The organism is Paraburkholderia kirstenboschensis (assembly GCF_032806925.1).
In the GTDB taxonomy this organism is placed as follows: Bacteria; Pseudomonadota; Gammaproteobacteria; order Burkholderiales; family Burkholderiaceae; genus Paraburkholderia; species Paraburkholderia kirstenboschensis.
Genome location: NZ_CP136512.1, coordinates 2,425,544 through 2,445,383 on the forward strand (window position 1 = coordinate 2,425,544; position 19,840 = coordinate 2,445,383).

Genomic DNA, 19,840 nt, shown 5'->3' on the forward strand with positions numbered 1-19,840 from the left:
ATGCGACAAGGCATCAGGAAGGTGTTTGTAGCAAATCGTGGCGAGATTGCAGTGCGCATCGTCCGGGCTGCCCGCGAGCTTGGCATGCAGACAGTGCTGGGCTGTAGTGCCGCCGATGTCGACAGCCTTGCAGCGAGAATGGCTGACGAGGTTGTGACGGTCGGGCCGGCCGCGGCGGCGAGGAGTTATCTCGACATTGGCGCGGTCGTGGCAGCGGCGAAGGGCGTCAGCGCCGATGCCGTGCACCCGGGCTATGGCTTTCTGTCGGAAAACGCAGAGTTTGCACAGGCAGTCGTGGACGCCGGTCTTGTATTCGTCGGTCCGTCACCACGGGCCATCACCTTGATGGGGGATAAGGCGCAAGCTCGCGCCTGCGCCATGAAGGCAGGCGTGCCGACCGTGCCCGGTAGTGACGGTGTCGTCGAGAACGTAGCCGCGGCGCTCGTGGCCGCCGAACAGGTGGGTTACCCGGTCATGCTCAAGGCTGCGGCAGGCGGAGGCGGGCGCGGCATTCGTGTCGCGACAGATGCGGCGGAGCTTGAGGCGCAGTACGCCATAGCAACGCGCGAGGCACAGAGCGCATTCGGCTATGGAGGCCTCTATCTTGAGCGGTTCGTCGCATTGGCACGCCACGTGGACGTTCAGATTATCGGTGACGGCGAGCGCGCGATTCATCTGTACGAGCGCGAGTGCTCGCTTCAGCGGCGCCGCCAGAAGCTGGTCGAGGAGGCACCTTCTCCATCGCTGGACAGCGATGTGCGCCAGAGAATGTGCGCTTCGGCCGTTGCTCTCGCGGAATCGGTCGGTTACCGCGGAGTGGGGACCATCGAATACCTGTACGAGCCGAAGACGTCGGAATTTTTTTTCATCGAGATGAATACCCGCGTCCAGGTTGAACACCCGATTACAGAAATGATTACGGGCATCGACATCGTCCGCGAGTCGCTGCGTCTCGCCTCGGGTGAGCCTCTGAAACATATCCAGTCGGACGTCGTGTTGCGTGGAGCGGCGATTGAATGCCGTATCAACGCGGAAGATGCACAAAAGAATTTCATGCCATCGCCCGGGAAGGTCAGTGCGCTCCGGTTGCCGGCGGGTCCCGGTGTTCGGGTAGATACGCATCTTTACGACGGCTATTCGGTGCCTCCATTTTATGACTCCCTCCTTGCTAAGGTCATCGTTTGGGATTCCTGCCGGTCAGAAGCGATTGAGCGCATGAAAAGGGCATTGCACGAGTTGAGCTTCGAAGGGCTCAAGTCGACGAAGGCACTACACCTTGCGTTGCTCGATGACGAAGGCGTCCGCTCGGGTGACTATCACACAGGGTATGTCGAAGCCAATCTCACCAGAATAGTGAGTGGCATCCCGAATTGAGGGGGAAGGAGTAATTCCCTTTTGGATGACGATGCCGGATAGGTGCAGAGCCGCAAGGTTGACTTCCTCGCGGGCTTCAGGAACGGCCAACGAACCCTTTTGTCGGCCATGTGGTAGTGCGTCTTCTTCGTCAGTGGCGGATGTAAGCGCTGGCGACAAGCCCCCTCTTTCGAGTAATGAGCGTGCGGCCGCCATCAACAAAGACCTCTGCATTGTTCCCATTAGGCCGGAGAACGTAGCCAGCACCATCCCACAAAGCCACGCGCCGTAAAGACATTCACTTCGCGCTGCCTTGTCCTTACTGTTCTTGTTCAAGCCACGCAGTCCGGTGGCAAGCGAGCGAATGCCTTCCTCCGCCATAAGCGACATAACGGGATTGCCATCCTTGGCATAACGACCCTCAGCCGCATGAGCGATGGCGTTAAGTCCGCTCACGATGGAAACCTACGTTTGATGCGTCGGGTCAGCGAAGCATTAGTGCGGCACGGCTGAGACAAATGGTGGGTGATTTTTTCCAGGATGCTGCAAAGCATATCGAAGCGCGTAATCCGTGGCTCGCCGCGAGACTGCTGCGAGTAAGTCCCCACTGGCTGCGACATACTCACGCCACGCATGCGCTTAAAGCTGGCGTCCAGCTTGTTACTGTGCGCGACAATCTTCGGCACGCTTCGATTGCAACGACCTCGACGTACCTGCACGAAAACGACCGACGCCGTGCGCATCAAGTCGGTGCCGCATTCGGACGTACTCCCTCGCGGTACTAGCGTTGAACGTGGCACCTTGACCTGTTCACCGCGCAACAGACAGCCAACCGTTCAAAATCCTTCTGCCGTAAACCTCGTCCAGGTCGCCAGACCGAAGACGCCATCTGAGCGTGCGCTCGTTGGATTAATGCTGTACAGGAACGGTCGCTCGGCGCAGACCCATAAGAAGGATACTGGCGCACCTGGCAAGAATCACCGTGGCGATGCGCCGCGCCGTCGGGTTGGCCTCAAGCCTCTTTGTTGTACGCGGAACGACGTCGCCGCCGGCTGCGCACGTGTTGTTGACGAAGTCAAACAGGTGCCATCAGCCGCGACGAAACATGGCTCAGGAACATCGGCGGGAGTCCGTCGACGCTCAGAGTGCGGTCGGATTTCTAGTGTTCAAGCTCCTAGGGAAAGCCCGGTCGTAAGACACCCTTCCGCCTGTGAATTATCGAACCGGTTCAATTGTTCACAAGGTCTCTAAGCATGGTCGACCTCTGAAACCGGCACATGGGATGCCTCTTACCCGTCTCATGCGACCCGCTCGGCTCCGACTGCTTGTCTGTCGCCCGTCAATTTGAAACGGCGGTCGGCGCGACGCCGACGTTAGAAGCGGTAAACAATAGTTCTTCCGGGCGGAGCGCTACGCTCGACTCGCCACGCTTCAACGCGAGGAGGCGGGCATGGCAGAAGACCGGGCCTGCTTCGGGCTCGGCTCCGCCCGACGCGGGCTGGTCTGCCGAGGTGTCGTTGGTCGTCAGCAAGGCTTTGCGTCGAAATACACAACGTTTTCGTATCCTCGACCCTTAGAACCCTTAACAAAATGAACGAAGGGGCTGTTAACCCGCGACGAATGCTGTTAACCTTTTCATTGTTTCGACGACGAAAAGGATATGGCCAAGCCGATACTCGACGACGACCTTTGGGCACTCATCGAACCGTTGCTGCCCCCTCCCAAGCTACGGCGAACCCGTTTTCCAGGGCGCAAGCCGCTCGACAATCGTGCGGTGCTCACGGGCATCCTCTTCGTCTTACAGACGGGCCTGCGTTGGGACCTACTGCCTCGCGAGATGGGGTGCGGCAGCGGCATGAGTTGCTGGCGTCGTTTGCGTGACTGGCAGGCCGCTGGCGTTTGGGACCAGTTGCACGAGGTGCTGCTCGCGCGATTGCGCGCAGCCGACCAAATCAATTGGTCTCGCGTCATCGTCGATTCCTCTTCAATCCGCGCTGTGGGCTCAGGTCAAAAACAGGACCGAATCCCACAGACCGCGCGCGACCCGGTTCAAAGCACCATCTCATCACCGAGGCGCAAGGCATCCCGCTCGCGGTGATACTCACCGGCGCCAACCGTAATGACGTCACTCAACTCCATACGCTGGTTGAGGCTATCCGGCCCATCAGCGGCAAGCGCGGCAGACCACTATCGAAGCCTCGGGTCGTTCAGGGCGACAGAGGCTACGACCACGACAAATATCGACGTCCACTGCATGCTGCCGGCATTGCAACCGAAATCGCTCGGCGCGGTCAGCCTCATGGTAGCGGTCTAGGCAAAACACGCTGGGTCGTGGAGCGGACTATTTCGTGGCTTCACAACTTTCGCCGACTGCGTATTCGCTTCGAGCGCCTCGCTTTCATCCACGAAGCCTTCATGAAAATCGCCTGCTGCATCATATGCTGGCGACATCTGCAAAAGTCATTCTGTTAACGCCTCTTAGTGGACCCGCTTCCCTCCGAAGTCGAAAACAAGGTTTTGCGCGACATCAACAGGAGAATGTCCGCCTCGTCCGCCTTGGCGATGAGGTCAAAGACCGCCTCTCTGATTGTCTCTGACCACGGGGCCGCCAGTCCGTGTTGCGATTCGAACATAATTCTTCGGCTCAAGTCTTTTGCCTCGACCAAAACGGAGTGTGCTGGGGGATTGGCGCCGAAGCTGGGAGCAAACTCAAACGCCGTCGCTCCTAATACAACGTCCTTAAACGTCTCCACAGCCGTCACCAACACCCATTGCTGTCGATTCTCCCATGCATTTAGGAATGCCATTGGCTCAGTGTTGAATACGCGGGCGAGTTTCACGACAGTTTGCGGTGGGAGCCTCATCAGGCGCTCGCTCCCTACTCTGAAAGACTCGTGGATGCCCGCCACTTGCATGAGACGTTTCGTTTGCGTCTCATCAATATCAAAAACGGGCGAAGCGATAGGGACATGAAATTCGACTTGCGGCGCGGGCATCGTGGCCGGCTATCATGGGATGGGCGACGACCAAGATGTTGCGGTTGAGCCATGAGCGTTTCGCAAGCCAGCGTTTGTCACGAGCCCTGACATTGCACTGCTTGGACGAGTGCCCGGCTCGAAAGCGTGTTTCACGAAGTCGGCGGCTCAAGCCGCGGGCAGCGCCGCACCGATACCTGCCAGCACTTCGTCCCGCACACGGGCTAGCGATGCGTCGCGCCGGTCGCGCGGCCGTGGCGCGGCAATCTCGACGTCTCGCGCGAGGCAGCCCGCGCCGTTCCTGCCGGATGGCGCGAGCAACAGCACGCGATCCGACAAGTACAGCGCTTCGTCGAGATCGTGCGTGACGAGCAGCGCCGCGGTTCCGTGCGCCCGCGTGAGCGATAACAATAGATCCTGCAGGCGTGTCCGTGTGATCGCATCGACGGCGCTGAACGGTTCGTCGAGCAGCAGCAGATCGGGCTGTGCGAACAGGCCGCGCGCAAGTGCGACGCGCTGCGCCATGCCGCCGGAAAGCTGCTTGGGCAACGTGTTCTCGAGACCGGCGAGACCCACCTCGCCGAGCAGTTCCGCCACGCGGGGATGGGTGCCTCGTTGCGGCCGGGCGGAAAACGCGACATTATCGCCGACGTTCAGCCATGGCAACAGGCGAGGCTCCTGGAAAACCACGCCAACCCTCGCCGATGGTCCGCGTTGCGGCACGCCGTCGAGCAGGATCTCGCCATCGAAGTTGCGGTCGAGACCTGCGATCGCGCGCAGCAGGGTGCTCTTGCCGCAGCCGCTGGGCCCGACAAGGCTCACGATTTCGCCGCGTCCGATCGCGAAAGTGACGTGTTCGAGTACGGCGTGCCCTTCGTAGTCCTTGCCGACCGCGCGAACCTCGAGGAGAGAGGGTGCGTTCGGCTGCATCAGCGCACGCTCCGCGAAGAACGTTGATCGGTTGCCGTATCGCGCCACGACAGCGTATGCGCCTCGATCGCCTTAAGGACGCTGTCGCTGAGTTTGCCCAGCAATGCGAGCAGCAGGATCGCGCCGAACACGAGGTCGGGACGCCCGGTCTCGCGCCCATCGCTGAGCAGGTAGCCGAGTCCGCGGGTGGCCGCGATCAGTTCCGCCGCGACCATGAACATCCACGCAAGACTCAAGCCCGTGCGCAGTCCGGTGAAGATCTGGGGAAGCGAGGCGGGCAGCAGGATGCGTATGAAAAGCGCCCGCTGATCCAATCGATGCACTTCACCGAGTTCGATCAGTTTTCTGTCGACGTCGCGAATGCCCGCCACGACGCTCAACTGCACCGGAAAAAACGCGCCGATCGCGATCAGCGTGATTTTCGGCGCTTCGTCGATACCCATCCACAAAAGGAGAATCGGCACCCATGCAAGCGACGGAATCGCGCGCAGTGCCTGAAACGCCGGATCGAGCAACGCGTCGAGACGCCGGCTCAAACCCATCGCCGCACCGAGCAACAACGCGAGCATCGCGCCGAGGCCGAAGCCCGTGAGCACGCGCACACAACTTGCCCCAACATGACGACCGAGGCGGGCGCCGCCGAGTTCCCACAGTGTCTGCGCGATGGTGCTCGGCGCCGGTACCAGATGTTCCGGCAGCACCGACAGGCGAACCAGTACTTCGACACAGGCAAGGAACGCGAACGGCAAAGCGACGCCTGCGATGCGCCAATGCCTGAGCGGATCGCGCGGGCGCGCGAGGCCACGACGAATGGGTTCTGTCGAACCGCGGTTGGGAAGCGCGAGCGAATCGTCGGCGGCTATGCCGATCTGACGGACTGTGCGGCTCATGTATCGTTACTTGCCGCCGTTCGCCGCGATGACCGGCTGCGCTGACTGTACGTCGATCAATGCGTCGATGACCGCGTTCAGATCGGTGCCGGCCTTGACCAACTGCTCCTGCACGAGCAGCGGGGCGGCCGCTTTCAGTGCTGCCAGTTGCCGTTCACCGGGCTGAGGTTGGCTGAAGTCGTTGCGGCTCAATTGCAGTCTCGCGACCGGCAGCGACAGCTTCGATTCGTCAGCGACGATCTTTGCCGTCTCGTCAGGATGGGCGGCGATCCACAGGCGTGCTTTCTCGTACACCTTCAGCACGTGTGCCAGCGTATCGGGATGCGCGCTGATGAAGTCTTGCCGCGCATTCAGGAAGCCCCACGTGTTGAAGTCCACATTCCTGTATAGCAGGCGGGCCCCGTCGTCGAGCTGCGCGGCAGCCATATGCGGATCGAGACCTGCCCATGCGTCCACCTGACCGTTCGCCAGCGCGACGCGCCCGTCCGGATGCTGCAGGTTGACGATTTCGACGTCGTCGCGCGACAGACCCGCGGTGTGCAGCGCACGCAACGTGAAGAGGAAGGGATCGGTACCCTTGGTTGCAGCGATCTTCTTGCCTTTCAGATCGGCGAGCGTTTTGATCGGCGAATCTTTGCGGACGACCAGCGCCGTCCATTCAGGCCGGGAAAAGATATACACGGCGCGAATCGGGTTGCCGTTCGCCTTGCCGAGTACCGCGGCGAGTCCCGCCGTCGAGCCGATGTCGATGGCGCCGCTGTTCAGATATTCGAGCGCGCGATTGCTGCCGAGACTCAACACCCATTTGACCTGCGTATGGTCCGGCGCAAGTTCCTGTTCGAGCCAGCCATTGCGCTTGATCACCAGGCTTTCGGGCGAATAGTACGCGTAGTCGAGTCTCAGTTCGGCGGGTGCCGCAGCTTGTGCCGCTTGAGGAGTCAGGATGGCGAGCGTGGCCGCCGCCGACGCGAGAAAAGCGGACAGTCCGGCCAGCAGACGGCGCGGCTTCTGAAAGACTGGCTTGGACGCTGCACCCCGGGAAAATGTCATTGAATATGGTCCTGGAAATTGTTCCGTTATGACCGTTCAATGTAATCACCGCGCGAGCGCAAGCGAACCAATAAAAGCTGACAATCAAATCACACAGCGCGCAATAGCGGCGATGGCGAACAAGCGGCGCACGTCGGCATGCCGTTGAGGACATGTCGGCGTGCTGGTCCGCTATGGCGTGTTCGCGCGCCGGCCAACCAACGAATGATGAAAACCATATATCCGACGCTTAAGTTTCCATGATTCGTTATTTCCCTCGGTGGCGACGCTCGCCTACGCTGACCAGATGCCATGGAGAAAGTCATGACCGAAGCAGTCGGCAGTAAACAAACCGGCACGGAAAGCGGCACGCGGCTCGCGTGGATTGCAGGCGTTGGCGCGAGCGCGGGGCTCGGCGCGGCGCTCGCCCGCCGTTTCGCGAGCGAAGGGTTCAGCGTCGCGGTAACCGGACGCTCGCGCGAGCGGCTCGATGCGGTCGTCGCGGAAATTCGCGCGACAGGCGGCCATGCGCTCGCTTTATCTGGCGACGTCACGAGCGAAAGCGATCTGAACGCAATTGCGCGGCAACTCGCGGAACACGGCACGCTCGAAGTCGCGATTTTCAACGCCGCCGGTGCCACGCGCGCCCCGACGCTCGAACTGAGTGCCGAGCAGTTCGAGGCGGCGTGGCGCGTCACCACGCTAGGCGGCTTTCTGTTCGCGAGGGCGGCGTTGCAGCCGTTGCTGGCGGCCGGGCGCGGCTCGCTGTTGTTCACCGGTGCGACGGCCTCGCTGCGCGGCCGTCCGCCGTTTGCCGCGTTTGCGTCCGCGAAAGCCGGCTTGCGCTCGCTTGCGCAGAGCCTCGCGCGCGAGTTCGGGCCCCGCAATATCCATGTCGCGCATGTGGTGGTGGACGGCGGCATCGACGGCGAACGCCTGCGCAGTTCGTCGCCGCAACGGGTCGCCGAACGTGGACCGGACGGCCTGCTGAATCCGGACCATATCGCCGACGCTTACTGGCATCTGCATCAGCAGGGCCGCAGTGCATGGTCGCAGGAAATCGATCTGCGGCCGTTCAACGAATCGTTTTGACGTGATGAGGGCGTGACCATGAGCGATATCGTCATCGACAAACCCGTTGCCGTCACGGCGGTCGACGCGGAACTCAACTACCTTGAATTCAACGGCGAAAGACCGGTGTCATACCAGTACGAGCCGCCGCCCGGCGTGCCGAAGCGCAGCGGGGTGTACCGGCCGTACCGGGTGAGCGTGTCGAATGCGCGCGTCGCGCCGCCGCCCGGCGCGTTATCGCTCGATCGCAACGGCTTCGAACTGCATCGGCACGTTAGCGCATTGAGCGACTTCTCCGATCCGGCGCAGATCGAATCCGTCTATTACCATGAAGCCGAGCAATTGCTGAAGCAGGTCACGGGCGCGCGCCGCGTGGTCGTGTTCGATCACACGCTGCGCGACGGCAACACCGGCCGTGCCGACGGCGTGCGCGAACCGGTCAAATACATTCATAACGATCAGACCTTCGTGTCGGGCCCACGCCGCGTGCGCGATCATATGCCTACGGGTGAGGCCGAGCAGTTGCTGCAAGGGCGTGTCGCGATCGTCAACCTGTGGCGGCCAATCGGCGTGCCCGCGCAGTCGTCGCCGCTCGCGCTGTGCGATTCGCGCAGTATCGCGCTCAACGATCTGGTCGCGTCGGACCTCGTCTATCCGGACAAGGTGGGCGAAACGTACGCCCTGGTGTTCAATCCTCGCCACCGTTGGTACTACTTCCCCAACATGACGCCCGATGAATTTCTGCTGCTGAAGATTTACGATTCTGCCGGCGACGGGATCGCGAGGCTGACCGCGCACACCGCGTTCGACGATCCGACCGCCCCCGCCGACGCGCCGCCACGACGCAGCATCGAATTGCGCACACTGCTGTTTTTCTGATTCGCAGCCTATGAGCCGGCGCTTCGCGCCCCGCTCGAACCTTCACAGACACGTCAAGATATACAAAGCAAGTTTGCTTCGTTGCGTGCGGCATCAGGTGCCCCGTATCCTCGAAGATTAACTCTTCAGGATACCGTACCTATGACCGGAGCTATTTTGAGCGACGTGCAACTCGACGAGCGTTATGTGCCGATTTTCGACCGTATCGCGGAGGGCAGCATCGCACGCGAGCGGAATCGCGAACTCGCGCACGACGCGGTGAAGTGGCTCAAGGAGTCCGGTTTTACCGCGCTGCGCGTGCCGCGCGCTTATGGTGGCGGCGGTATTACGCTGCCGCAGTTTTTCCGCCAGTTGACCAGACTCGGCGCCGCCGACTCGAACCTGCCGCAGATTCTGCGCGCGCATTTCGGCTTCATCGAATACCGGCTCGAAGGCAACGACGAAGCGTTGCGCCGGCGCTGGCTCGAACGCGTCGCGAACGGCGAGACGGTCGGCGCGGCGACCTCCGAGCGCACCGGCTCGACCCATAACTCGGTGACCCTCACGCACGACGCCGCACGCAACGTTCTGCCGAGGTCGTCCATTAAATGAAGACGCTCCAGATTTCCCTGACCGGCCTGGCTGTCGTGACCGCGGTGACCGTCGTGGCACTCGCCGGCTGCGATAAGACCGATCCGGCGCAAGCCGCGCAGTCGGCGCATGCATCGAAACCTGCCACCGGCGGCACGCTCACCTGGGGCGTAACGACCGAGCCGGCCTGCTTCGACCCGCACCGGTCGTCGCAACAGAACGCGTTCTGGGTGATCCGCAATTACATCGATTCGCTGATCAGCAAGAAGACCGACGGCACCTACGCGCCGTGGCTCGCGAAGTCGTGGAGCGTGGCCGACGACGGCAGGAGCTACACGTTCAACCTGCGCGACGACGTGCATTTCACCGACGGCACGCCGTTCAATGCGGATGCCGTGAAGGCCAACTTCGACTACATCCTGAACAACGTCAGCACGACGTCTGCGTCCGCGTCGTTGCTGGTTCACTACGACCACATCGAAGTCGTGTCGCCGTACGTGGTGCGTATCGTGATGAAGCAAGCCGATTCGACCACGCTCGAATCGCTGTCGAGCGTGAAGCTCGGCTTCATTTCGCCGAAGGCGCTCGCTCAGAACAAGGACCTGTGCGGCGGCGGGCCCGGAATCGTCGGCACCGGCCCGTTCGTTTTCAGCGCGTATCAACGCGGCCAATCGGTCACGTTCGAGCGCAATGCCGCGTATAAGTGGGCGCCCGGCAATGCACGCCACCAGGGCGCTGCGTATCTGGACCGGGTGACGTACCGCTTCCTGCCCGAGGCCGCGGTGCGCACCGGCGCGCTGAGTTCGGGCCAGGTCGATCTGATCGAAGGGGTTCAGCCGACGGATGCGAGCCTGTTCGACAAGGTCGACGGTTTCCAGTACCTGAGCGGTCCGTCGGCCACTACCTCGTTCACGCTGAACATCAACTACACGGTCGCGCCGGCGAGCGACGTGCGGGTGCGGCGCGCGCTGCGCGACGGCTTCGATCTCGATGCGATCGTCAAGAGCGTGTATCTCGGCACGGTGCAGCGCGCCTGGTCGAACATCGGTCCCGACAATGCCGACTACAACGCCGCGCTCAAAGGTTCGTGGGGCAACAACGTCGCCGCGGCGAACAAACTGCTCGACGATGCGGGCTGGACCCAGCGCGACAGCGAAGGCTTCCGCACGAAAGACGGCAAGCGTCTGTCGATCGAGGTGGGCTATCCGCAGCCGTACGTGCGCGACAGCCGCGACGTGCTGATTCGCGCGATCCAGTCGGCGTTGCGCCAGAACGTCGGTCTCGATCTCGGCCTGCGCATTACTACGGCGGGCGACTTCACTAACCAGAAGGCGACCGGCAACTGGACCATCTATCCGAACACGGACAACCCGTCCGACGTCGCGATGGAACTGTGGGACATGCTCGGCGACCAGGGCTTTCTGTACAACGCGATCAGGAACCCGGACCCGACGATCACCAACGCGATCAACCGCGCGCGTCTGTTGCCGGTCGGCGACGCGCGGCGCCAGTTGCTCGCCGATGTGCAGAAGCGCGCGGTCGATCAGGCTTACATCGTGCCGCTGTTCGCGCCGGCCTATCACCTGGCGGCCAGGTCGTCGGTGCATGGGATCGGCTTCGAGCCGCAGCTCGACGGTCCGGCCAGTTCGTACGACATCTGGGTCGACAAGCAGGGAGGCTGACGTGCTGAGAAAAATCGTCACGCGGCTTTTGACCGGCATGCTCGTGCTGTGGCTCGCGGCGAGCGCGGCGTTCGTCGCGATTCACGCGCTGCCGGGTCGCATCGAGGATGTGCTGGCCGGCGACCTGTCGTATCCCGGCTTGCGCGAGGCGATCGCCGCCCAGTGGGGACTCGACCATAGCCTGCTGTGGCAATACGGGCAGTTTCTGCTGCGTCTAGCTCACGCGGACCTCGGTACTTCGTTCGTGATGCAGCAGCCGGTGCTCGCGGTGCTCGGCAGCCAGTTGTGGCCGACCGTGCAACTGGCGGGCGCGGCCGGCTTGCTGGCGATCGTACTCGCGCTCGTCGTCGCGACCTCGACGGCGGGTTTCAGCGTCGGCCGCGGCGCGTGGGCGGCCCGCTTCGCGTCGACGCTCGAACTCGCGTTCACGTCGACGCCCGTGTTCTGGCTCGGCATGCTGCTGCTGATCGCGTTCTCGTTTCACTGGCGGCTGTTTCCGGTGTCCGGCGCGGCGGGCTGGCGCTCGCTCGTGCTGCCGGCCGTGACGCTGGCGCTGCCGACGGCGGGGATTCTGTCGCAGGTGATGCGCGAGGCGCTGGAAACGACGCTCGACAAACCGTTCGTGGTGACTGTGCGGGCCCGCGGCGTGTCGGAAGCCGCGCTGCGCGTGCGGCATGTATTGCGTCACGCGCTGCTGCCCGTCGTCACGCTGGGCGGCTGGCTGATCGGCAGCCTGCTCGGCGGCGCGGTGATCACCGAGAAGATGTTCGGCCGGCCCGGCATCGGCAGCGTCACGCTGACGGCGGTCACGTCGCAGGACGTCCCGGTGGTGCTCGCCGTCGTCCTGCTGGCGGCGTTTGTCCACGTGGTCATGTCGACGCTGCTCGATGTCGCCTATCTCTTCATCGATCCCCGACTGCGCAGCCAATGAGCGACCTTCCGCTTTCTCCTGTTTCTCCCGCTTCGTCCCCCGCGCGAGCCCGAGCGGTTTCGCGCATTCCGCTGCCGGTGTTGCTGGCCGCCGCGTTCCTGCTGGTGCTCGCGTTCGCGCTGGCCTTTCCGCGCGTCGCGACACCGTACGACCCGCTCGTCAGCGACGTCGCGCACGCGATGCAGCCGCCCGACTCGAACCACTGGTTCGGCACCGACCGGATCGGCCGCGACGTGTTCGCGCGAGTGATCTACGGCGCGCGCTATTCGCTGCTGATCGGCCTGTCGAGCATGCTCGTGAGTCTGTTGATCGGCCTCGTGATCGGTGTGACGGCGGGCCTCGGCCGCCGCTCGGTGGACGAGGGCGCATCGCGCGTGTTCGACGTGCTGTCCGCGTTTCCGCCGATCCTGCTGTCGCTGTTCGTGGTGACCTTTCTCGGCCAGGGGATCGTGAACATCGCGGTTGCGGTGGGCATCGCGGGTATTCCGAAGTTCGGCCGTGTGCTGCGCTCGCAGACGCTGGTGGTGCGGCGCGCGGACTACGTGACGCATGCGGTGACCTTCGGCTTGTGGCGCCGCCACGTGTTTTTCAGGCACATCCTGCCGAACGTGCTTGCCGCGGTGCCGGTGATCGCGACGATCGACATCGGCAGCGCGATCATCGCCGTGTCCGGCTTGAGCTTTCTCGGTCTCGGACCGCAGCCGCCGACACCCGAGTGGGGCGTGATGCTGGCCGAAGGGCGAGACGTGTTGCGCGTCGCGTGGTGGCCGAGCGTGTTTCCCGGCATGGCGCTCACGCTGACCGTGATGGCGTTCTCGCTGATCGGCAAATTCCTGTCCCGTGTCTATGGAGTGTGCGCACGATGAAAAAAGATCTGCCGTTGCCGCGGCCGCTCGTCGATATCCGCGGGCTGAGCATCCGTTTCCTGCACGCAAACGAAGGCCGTCCGCTGGTGCGCGGTGTCGACCTGACGATCCGTGCGGGCGAGTGCGTCGCGCTGGTCGGCGAATCGGGATCGGGCAAGAGCCTCACCGCGCGCAGCCTGATCGGTCTCGCCGGTCAGGGCGCGCGGATCGACGCGCAGCGTTTCGAGATCGACGGTCGCTCCGCGCTCGGCTTCGGTGAGCGCGATTGGCGCGCGCTGCGCGGCGCGTTCGCAGGGCTCGTGATGCAGGACGCGCTCGTGTCGCTGGATCCGCTGCGCACCGTCGGCGCGGAGATCGGCGAGGCGGTCGGGTTGCACGCGAAGCTGCGCTCGCGCGCCGGGCGGGCGGCCAGGGTGCGCGAGGTGATGAGCGACGTCGGCATTCCCGAGCCCGGGCGGCGCGCGGATCAATATGCGCACGAGTTGTCGGGCGGATTGCGGCAGCGCGCGTTGATCGCGTCGGCAATCGCGGCGGGGCCGGCGCTCGTGATCGCCGACGAGCCGACCACGGCGCTCGACGTGACCGTGCAGGCGCAGATTCTCGCCGTGCTCGCGGCCCGTTTGCGCGAAGGCGTCGGCGTGCTGCTGATCTCCCACGATCTCGCGGTGGTCGCGGATATCGCCGACCGCGTGCTGGTGATGCATGAAGGCGAAGTCGTCGATAGCGGGACGACCGAAAGCGTGCTGAACAATCCGTCGCATGCGTATACGCGGCAACTGCTCGCGGCGCAGCCGTCCGCGCTCTCGCGCGGCCATAAGCTCAGTTCGGCGCGCATGGTGCCCGATGTGGATCGCTTGAGCGGCCGCGGGGAACTGTCGATCGTGCGCGAACCTCTGCCGTTGCGGGCGACACGGTCGGATCAAGTGGTGCTGCAAGCCGCCGCGATCGGCAAGCGCTATGCAAAGCGCGGCGCGGGTCGAGCCAACCGCAACGACACGTTCACCGCGCTAGACGACGTATCGTTCAGCGTACACAGAGGCGAAGTGGTCGGCATCGTCGGCGAATCGGGTTCCGGCAAGAGCACGTGCGCAAACGTCGTGCTTGGACTCGTCACGCCGTCGACGGGCGACGTGACCTTTCTCGGCACGCACTGGAACGGCGCGAACGTGAACGAAAGCTCGCGGCGTGCGCTGCGGCCGCGATTGCAATATATCCCGCAAGACCCGCTCAGTTCATTCGATCCACGCCATACCGTGCAGCAGTTGCTGCAAGAAGGACTGTTTTCGACGCGGCTGGAAAAGCGCGCGCTGCTCGATCGCAGCGTCGAACTGCTCGAACAGGTTGGACTCGATGCCACCTATCTCGGACGGCGGCCTGCCACGCTGTCGGGCGGGCAGCGTCAGCGCGTCGCCATTGCGCGGGCCATCGCACCGGAGCCGGCATTGATCGTGTGCGACGAGCCGGTCTCCGCGCTCGACGTCTATGTGCAGGCTCAGGTGCTCGATCTGCTCGCCGCGTTGCAGTCCCGGCTCGACATGTCCTTGCTGTTCATTTCACACGACCTGGATGTCGTGCGTCATGTCAGCGATCGCGTGCTCGTGTTCAGCAACGGACGGGTGGTGGAAGCCGGCGACGCGCAAGGTGTTTTCGACTCGCCGGAGCACGCCTATACGCGTGAATTGATGGCTGCTTCGCCGTCGCTGCGGCGAGCCAGGTGCGCAGCCGCCGCGGCTCGGGTGGTGGAGTCGGCCACGGGCTGAATTCGAAGCCGCGCCGCCGTGCCGCCGCTGCCTGCACGAGGCGTCGCGCGGCGTTCACTCAGCCGCGGCTTCCCGTGCTTCCAGGTGGCGGCTCACAGGTCGCGGCAAACCGAAGTGCTCACGCAACGTTCGCCCTTCGTATCCGGTGCGGAGAATGCCGCGCTGTTGCAGAAGCGGCACCACGCCGTCGGCGAAATCCGCAAGCCGCCAGGCAGCACCTCCGGCATCAGATTGAAACCGTCGGCGGCCCCGCCTTTGAACCAGTGTTCGATATCGTCGGCGATATGTTCCGGTGTGCCGACGATCACGCGATGTCCGCCGCCGCCGCGACACTGCGCGCTGTGATCCTCTCGCCGTTGAGCCTCTGAAAGGCGAACCCGCGCGCGCTCGCCGCTGGGCGGCTCAGGCTAGCAAAATGCATAACATCCATAGCGTGTTTTGTTCGTTACATATTCGGGAAAGAACACCTACGATGGCCGCTTGAGTGTTTCAAGGGAACGTCGTGAGCAGCTCACGAATGCCATCGTCGATGATCCACGAAGACCCACAAGCGAATCTCACCGAAGCGGACGGTCGCGCGGCACTGTCGCGCGGCGACGACGCTTACGCGCAAATCCGCCGCGACATTCTGTCGTGCCGCTTCATGCCGGGCTCGACCGTCAGCGAGAGCCAGCTGATGGAAACCTACGCGATCGGCAAGAACAGCTGCCGTATCGCGCTGGTGCGTCTGGTGCAGGAAGGCTTCATCCGCTCGATTCCGCGCCAGGGCTACCGTCTGGCGCCGGTGACGCTGCGCGACGTCGAAGAAGTGTTCGCGCTGCGCGTGCAGCTCGAACCGCTTGCCGCGCGGCTCGCATGCGGGCGGGTCGACATCGCGCTGCTGCGGCGTCTCGAAGCCGCGTGCCGGGTGCCGCATCCGGAGCGCGCGCTGTCCGATCAGATCGGTGTCTTCCTCGACGCTAACCGCCATTTCCACCTCGCCATCGCGGCCGCTAGCGGCAACGATCGGCTGCACCGGACGCTCGCGAGCCTGATGGACGAAATGTCCCGGCTGGTTGCACTCGGCTTCGGCGTGCAGGGCACCAAGCCCGAGATCAAGCACGACCACAACGCGATGATCGACGCGTTCGAAGCCGGCGATGGCCGCCGCGCCGAAACGATCGCACGCCGGCATATCGAAACCTTCCAGGCGATGACCATGGAGAAGGTCTATGCGAGCCTGTCGAGCGCCGGCGCGTCGCTGCCGGTCTTCAGCGTGGCGGAGCTGCGCCGATGACGGCGCAGGCCATTTCATTGCGCGGTGTGAACAAGCACTACGGCGCGCTGCCGGTGCTGGAGCAGGTCGCGTTCGACGTCGCGCAAGGGGAAACCGTCGCCTTGCTCGGCACGTCCGGTTGCGGCAAGAGCACGCTGTTGAACATCGTCGCGGGTCTCGTCGATCCGGACGCGGGCGAACTGTGGATCGACGGCCGGCGCGCGGAGGGCGCGCGGGAGCGCCATGCACTCGCCTATATGTTTCAGGAGGACCGGCTGCTGCCGTGGCGCACCGCCCGTGCGAACGCGGCGTTCGGCCTCGAAGCTCAACAGCCGCCGGTGCCGAAGCGCGAACGCCACGCGCGTGCCAATGCCGCGCTTGAACTGGTCGGCCTCGGCGCATTCGGCGACGCGCATCCGCATCAACTGTCCGGCGGGATGCGCAGCCGTGTCGCGCTGGCGCGCAGTCTGGTCACCGAGCCGCGCATCCTGTTGATGGACGAACCGTTTTCCAAACTCGATCCGCAGACGCGCGAGCAGATGCACCACGAACTGCTGCGCATCCGCGATTTGCAGCAAATGACCGTGCTGTTCGTCACGCACGACGTGGAAGAGGCGGTTGTGCTGGCCGATCGTGTGGTCGTACTCGCGCCGCGGCCCGGCCGCGTGCGTGACATCGTCGAGGTGGATCTGCCGCGGCCGCGCGTCGCCACCGATCCCGCCGTCGCCGAGGCGATCCGCCAACTCCGTCTGCTGATCTGAACCATGTCCACTGCGTCGTCTGGCTTGTTGTCCCGTTCTTTCGCTGCGCTCGTCGCCCAGCGCGCCGTGCTGGTCGCGCTGCTGCTCGCCGCGTGGTGGCTCGCGTCGTTGCGGATGCCTCAATTCGTGCTGCCCGGACCCGCGAAGGTCGGCACCGCGTTCATCGCGCTACTTCATAGCGGGACCTTCTTCGAGGATCTCGGCATCACGTTGTACCGGGTGCTCGCGGGTTTCGTGCTGGCCGCGATCGTCGGTGCGCCGCTCGGCATCGTGCTCGGTTCGAGTCCGCGCGCGGCGCGTTTTTTCGAGCCGTTGCTGTCGATCGTGAATACGGTGTCCTCGGCGATCTGGGCGGTATTCGCGATCATCTGGTTCGGCATCTCCAACGCGACGACGATCTTCGTCGTGTTCATGACCGCCATGCCGCTGATCCTGACCAACGTCTGGCAAGGCGCGCTGACGGTGGATCGTCAGCACGTCGAACTGGCGCGCAGTTTCCGGATGACGTCCGCGCAGATCATGCGCAAGATTTTTCTGCCGACCATCCTGCCGCACTTCTTCGCCGGCGCGCGGCTCGCGTTCGGATTCGGCTGGCGCGTGTCGCTGGTCGCGGAGACGATCGGCTCGTCGAACGGAATCGGCTACCGCTTGCGTCAGGCGGCGGATCTCGTGCAGACCGACCAGGTGTTCGCCTGGACCGTGACGCTCGTCGTGCTGATGCTCGCACTCGAAGCGGGCGTGCTCAAACCGCTCGAACGGCGGCTCTTCCGCTGGAAAAAAACAGCTTAACCATGACGGGGCATAGACCATGAAACGTATTCCTTTGCTGAAACGTGCGGTGCTGTCGGCGGCGCTCACAGCGGGCGCAGTGCTCGGGGCCGCGCAAACGGCGCAAACAGCGCAGGCGGAGCCGATCCGCGTCGGCTACTGGACGAGCGGCGTGAGCCTCGGCTTCGGCGCGGTGCTCGAAGCGCAGAAATTCCTGCAGCAACGCGGCCTCGACGTGCAGTTCGTGCGCTTTGCCGATGTGAATGCGCCGAACCGCGCGCTCGCCGCGAATGCGATCGATTTTGCGTTCGCCGCGCCGGCGGCGGCGGTCTTCAGCACGGCGGCCGAAGGCGTGCCGCTGAAGATCGTGCTGGCCACGCAACCCGCCGATGTGGATTTCGTCGTGCCGGACGATTCGCCGATCAGGACGCTTGCGGAGCTACGCGGCAAGAAGGTCGGGATGTCGCCGGCGGGCAGTTCGGTCGCGGCCATCGCGACCGCAGTGCTGCAAGGCAACGACGGCATCAGGAGCGGCGATTTCTCGCTCGTGCCGGGCAACGAAAGCCGCCTCGCGCAATTCCTCGTGCAGAAGCAGGTGGACGCGGCCGCGTTGCGCTCGGTGACGATCGCGCAATTGCAGGAGCTGAAGGTTCGCCGGCTCGGCAGTTTCAGCGATCAATGGAAGAAGCTGACGAAGTCCGACGCGACACCGTATATCGGCGTGAGCGCGATCCGCGCCGACTATCTGGACAAGCATCCGCAAGACGTTGCGAAGTTGATCGCCGGCTTGCGCAGCGCGTTGCAGTGGGGCGCGACGCATCAGAACGACGTGGCGGCGATCCTGCAGAAGAGCGCGAATCTGCCGGCCAACGACGCGCAGGCTTACGCCGTGCGCTGGTCGGACATCAATCGCGTGACCTTCGAGCCGATCGATCTCGATACGCTGAAGCGCGAGCATCAGATTTTCGTCGACGGCGGTGTGATCAAAGGCAGGCTGCCCGACGATCTGTTCATCACCGGACCGTACATCGCATCGAAATCGATTCAATAACTATTCAGTAGAACCCATTGGAGCAGATCATGGCCTCACCCATCCCTTCGACGATGAAAGCACTCGTGCTAAACGAGCACGGCGATCTCGACCAACTGCGCGTCGTTACCGATAAGGCCGTGCCCGGCGCGGCGACCGGCGGCGTCGTGATTCGCGTGCGGGCGTCGTCGTTCAACTATCACGACGTCTTCACCGTCAAGGGTATGCCGGGCATCAAGGTGCCGCTGCCGGTCGTGGTCGGCCTCGATATGGCCGGCGAGATCGTGGAGGTCGGCGCGGGCGTCGATGGCTGGAAAACGGGCGATCGCGTGCTCGTGAATCCGTTGGATCGCGAAAAAGGGCTGATGGGCGAAATGCTCGACGGTGGGATGGCGCAGTACTGCGCGGTGTCGGCCGAACAGCTGATCGCGTTGCCCGACGCGGTGAGCTTCGACGACGCCTCCGCGTTGCCGGTCGCCTACGGCACTGCGCACCGGATGCTGATCACGCACAACACGGTGAAGGCCGGCGACCGCGTGCTGATTCTCGGCGCGAGCGGGGGCGTGGGCACGGCATCGCTGCTGCTCGCGAAGCAACTCGGCGCGGAAGTGATCGCGTGCGCGGGCAGCGACGAAAAAACCGCGCAACTGAAGGTGCTGGGCGCGGACCATGTCGTCAACTACAAGACCACCGATTTCTCGAAGTGGGCCGTCGGCCAGTACGGCAAGCCGCAGCGCCGCAGCTACGAAGGCGGTGTCGACGCGGTGGTGAATTTCACCGGCGGCGAAACGTGGGTGCCGTCGCTGAAATGCCTGAAACGCGGCGGCACGCTGCTGGTGTGCGGCGCGACCGCGGGCCACGCGCCCGCCGAAGATTTGCGTTACATCTGGAGCTTCGAGCTGAAGGTGCTCGGCTCGAACAGTTTCTACGACGACAACCTGCGCGCGTTGCTCGACCAGATCGCGAGGGGCGAGCTCAAGCCGTCGATCGATCGCGTGCTGCCGCTCGAAGAAGCCGCCGAAGGCCTGCGCCTGATTCGCGACCGCGAAGTGCTCGGCAAGGTCGTCGTCAATCCCTGAACATCGTCCGA

Annotated in this window: 20 protein-coding genes and 1 pseudogene; 15 read left to right on the forward strand and 6 right to left on the reverse strand. The window is 63.8% G+C overall.

The window, feature by feature from the left end:
• On the forward strand, positions 1 to 1,374 hold the full coding sequence (locus RW095_RS19760; protein ID WP_317017796.1) for an acetyl-CoA carboxylase biotin carboxylase subunit: 1,374 nt from the start codon (positions 1 to 3) through the stop codon (positions 1,372 to 1,374).
• Here RW095_RS19760 and RW095_RS41530 read toward each other — a convergent pair.
• On the reverse strand, positions 1,270 to 1,809 hold the full coding sequence (locus RW095_RS41530; RefSeq protein ID WP_394365105.1) for an iron-containing alcohol dehydrogenase: 540 nt from the start codon (positions 1,807 to 1,809) through the stop codon (positions 1,270 to 1,272). The genes RW095_RS19760 and RW095_RS41530 overlap by 105 nt on opposite strands.
• Before the next feature lie 62 nt (positions 1,810 to 1,871).
• Here RW095_RS41530 and RW095_RS19770 point away from each other — a divergent pair, with 62 nt between their 5' ends.
• A complete protein-coding gene (locus tag RW095_RS19770) occupies positions 1,872 to 2,138 on the forward strand; it encodes a site-specific integrase (protein WP_317017798.1) in 267 nt (88 codons plus the stop codon).
• 875 nt (positions 2,139 to 3,013) lie between these two features.
• Positions 3,014 to 3,825, forward strand: a protein-coding gene (locus tag RW095_RS19775) for an IS5 family transposase (RefSeq protein WP_317017800.1) whose coding sequence is annotated in 2 segments (ribosomal slippage) — positions 3,014 to 3,362 and positions 3,362 to 3,825 — 813 coding nt in all. Because the reading frame shifts where the segments join, the coding sequence is not laid out codon by codon here.
• On the opposite strand, the gene RW095_RS19780 is transcribed toward RW095_RS19775, so the two are convergent.
• The 4 genes from RW095_RS19780 to RW095_RS19795 form a co-directional block, all read right to left on the reverse strand.
• Positions 3,822 to 4,349, reverse strand: a complete 528-nt coding sequence (locus tag RW095_RS19780; protein WP_317017802.1) for a hypothetical protein — start codon at positions 4,347 to 4,349, stop codon at positions 3,822 to 3,824. The genes RW095_RS19775 and RW095_RS19780 overlap by 4 nt on opposite strands.
• 147 nt (positions 4,350 to 4,496) lie before the next feature.
• Positions 4,497 to 5,258 carry an ABC transporter ATP-binding protein gene (locus RW095_RS19785; RefSeq protein WP_317017803.1) on the reverse strand — a complete coding sequence of 254 codons (762 nt, stop codon included), beginning with the start codon at positions 5,256 to 5,258 and terminating at the stop codon, positions 4,497 to 4,499.
• Entirely contained in the window at positions 5,258 to 6,148 is an 891-nt protein-coding gene (locus RW095_RS19790; protein WP_317017805.1) for an ABC transporter permease, read from the reverse strand. Before RW095_RS19790 ends, RW095_RS19785 begins: the two co-directional genes overlap by 1 nt.
• A 6-nt stretch (positions 6,149 to 6,154) precedes the next feature.
• Positions 6,155 to 7,198, reverse strand: coding sequence for an aliphatic sulfonate ABC transporter substrate-binding protein (locus RW095_RS19795; RefSeq protein WP_317017806.1), 1,044 nt, complete (start codon positions 7,196 to 7,198; stop codon positions 6,155 to 6,157).
• 303 nt (positions 7,199 to 7,501) lie between these two features.
• On the opposite strand from RW095_RS19795, the gene RW095_RS19800 reads away from it, so the two are divergent.
• From RW095_RS19800 to RW095_RS19830, 7 genes are all read left to right on the forward strand, one after another.
• Entirely contained in the window at positions 7,502 to 8,269 is a 768-nt protein-coding gene (locus RW095_RS19800) for an SDR family NAD(P)-dependent oxidoreductase (RefSeq protein WP_317017808.1), read from the forward strand.
• Positions 8,270 to 8,287: 18 nt separating this feature from the next.
• Positions 8,288 to 9,127: a CmcJ/NvfI family oxidoreductase gene (locus RW095_RS19805; protein ID WP_317017809.1), complete on the forward strand. Its 840-nt coding sequence runs from the start codon at positions 8,288 to 8,290 to the stop codon at positions 9,125 to 9,127.
• Between the two features lie 141 nt (positions 9,128 to 9,268).
• Positions 9,269 to 9,718 carry an acyl-CoA dehydrogenase family protein gene (locus tag RW095_RS19810; RefSeq protein WP_317017811.1) on the forward strand — a complete coding sequence of 150 codons (450 nt, stop codon included), beginning with the start codon at positions 9,269 to 9,271 and terminating at the stop codon, positions 9,716 to 9,718.
• Positions 9,715 to 11,379: an ABC transporter substrate-binding protein gene (locus RW095_RS19815; RefSeq protein WP_317017813.1), complete on the forward strand. Its 1,665-nt coding sequence runs from the start codon at positions 9,715 to 9,717 to the stop codon at positions 11,377 to 11,379. Before RW095_RS19810 ends, RW095_RS19815 begins: the two co-directional genes overlap by 4 nt.
• A gap of 1 nt (position 11,380) precedes the next feature.
• Entirely contained in the window at positions 11,381 to 12,310 is a 930-nt protein-coding gene (locus RW095_RS19820) for an ABC transporter permease (protein ID WP_317017814.1), read from the forward strand.
• Positions 12,307 to 13,176 (forward strand): ABC transporter permease, encoded by an 870-nt coding sequence (locus tag RW095_RS19825; RefSeq protein ID WP_317017816.1) that lies wholly within the window; start codon positions 12,307 to 12,309, stop codon positions 13,174 to 13,176. The genes RW095_RS19820 and RW095_RS19825 overlap by 4 nt, the downstream gene beginning before the upstream one ends.
• On the forward strand, positions 13,173 to 14,936 hold the full coding sequence (locus tag RW095_RS19830; protein WP_317017818.1) for an ABC transporter ATP-binding protein: 1,764 nt from the start codon (positions 13,173 to 13,175) through the stop codon (positions 14,934 to 14,936). Before RW095_RS19825 ends, RW095_RS19830 begins: the two co-directional genes overlap by 4 nt.
• Before the next feature lie 54 nt (positions 14,937 to 14,990).
• Here RW095_RS19830 and RW095_RS19835 read toward each other — a convergent pair.
• Positions 14,991 to 15,262, reverse strand: a pseudogene (locus RW095_RS19835) (LLM class flavin-dependent oxidoreductase); the annotation flags it as partial.
• Between the two features lie 176 nt (positions 15,263 to 15,438).
• On the opposite strand from RW095_RS19835, the gene RW095_RS19840 reads away from it, so the two are divergent.
• The 5 genes from RW095_RS19840 to RW095_RS19860 are packed head-to-tail and all read left to right on the forward strand — an operon-like array spanning position 15,439 to position 19,829.
• Positions 15,439 to 16,212, forward strand: a complete 774-nt coding sequence (locus tag RW095_RS19840) for a GntR family transcriptional regulator (protein ID WP_317017819.1) — start codon at positions 15,439 to 15,441, stop codon at positions 16,210 to 16,212.
• The gene (locus tag RW095_RS19845; protein WP_317017821.1) at positions 16,209 to 16,952 is read left to right on the forward strand and encodes an ABC transporter ATP-binding protein; all 744 of its coding nucleotides are present in this window, start codon (positions 16,209 to 16,211) and stop codon (positions 16,950 to 16,952) included. The genes RW095_RS19840 and RW095_RS19845 overlap by 4 nt, the downstream gene beginning before the upstream one ends.
• 3 nt (positions 16,953 to 16,955) lie before the next feature.
• Complete coding sequence (locus tag RW095_RS19850; protein ID WP_317017823.1) at positions 16,956 to 17,741, forward strand: ABC transporter permease; 786 nt, start codon at positions 16,956 to 16,958, stop codon at positions 17,739 to 17,741.
• A gap of 19 nt (positions 17,742 to 17,760) precedes the next feature.
• Positions 17,761 to 18,771, forward strand: coding sequence for an ABC transporter substrate-binding protein (locus RW095_RS19855; RefSeq protein WP_317017824.1), 1,011 nt, complete (start codon positions 17,761 to 17,763; stop codon positions 18,769 to 18,771).
• 53 nt (positions 18,772 to 18,824) lie between these two features.
• A complete protein-coding gene (locus tag RW095_RS19860) occupies positions 18,825 to 19,829 on the forward strand; it encodes a zinc-binding dehydrogenase (RefSeq protein ID WP_317019903.1) in 1,005 nt (334 codons plus the stop codon).
• The last annotated feature ends 11 nt before the right edge of the window (positions 19,830 to 19,840 follow it).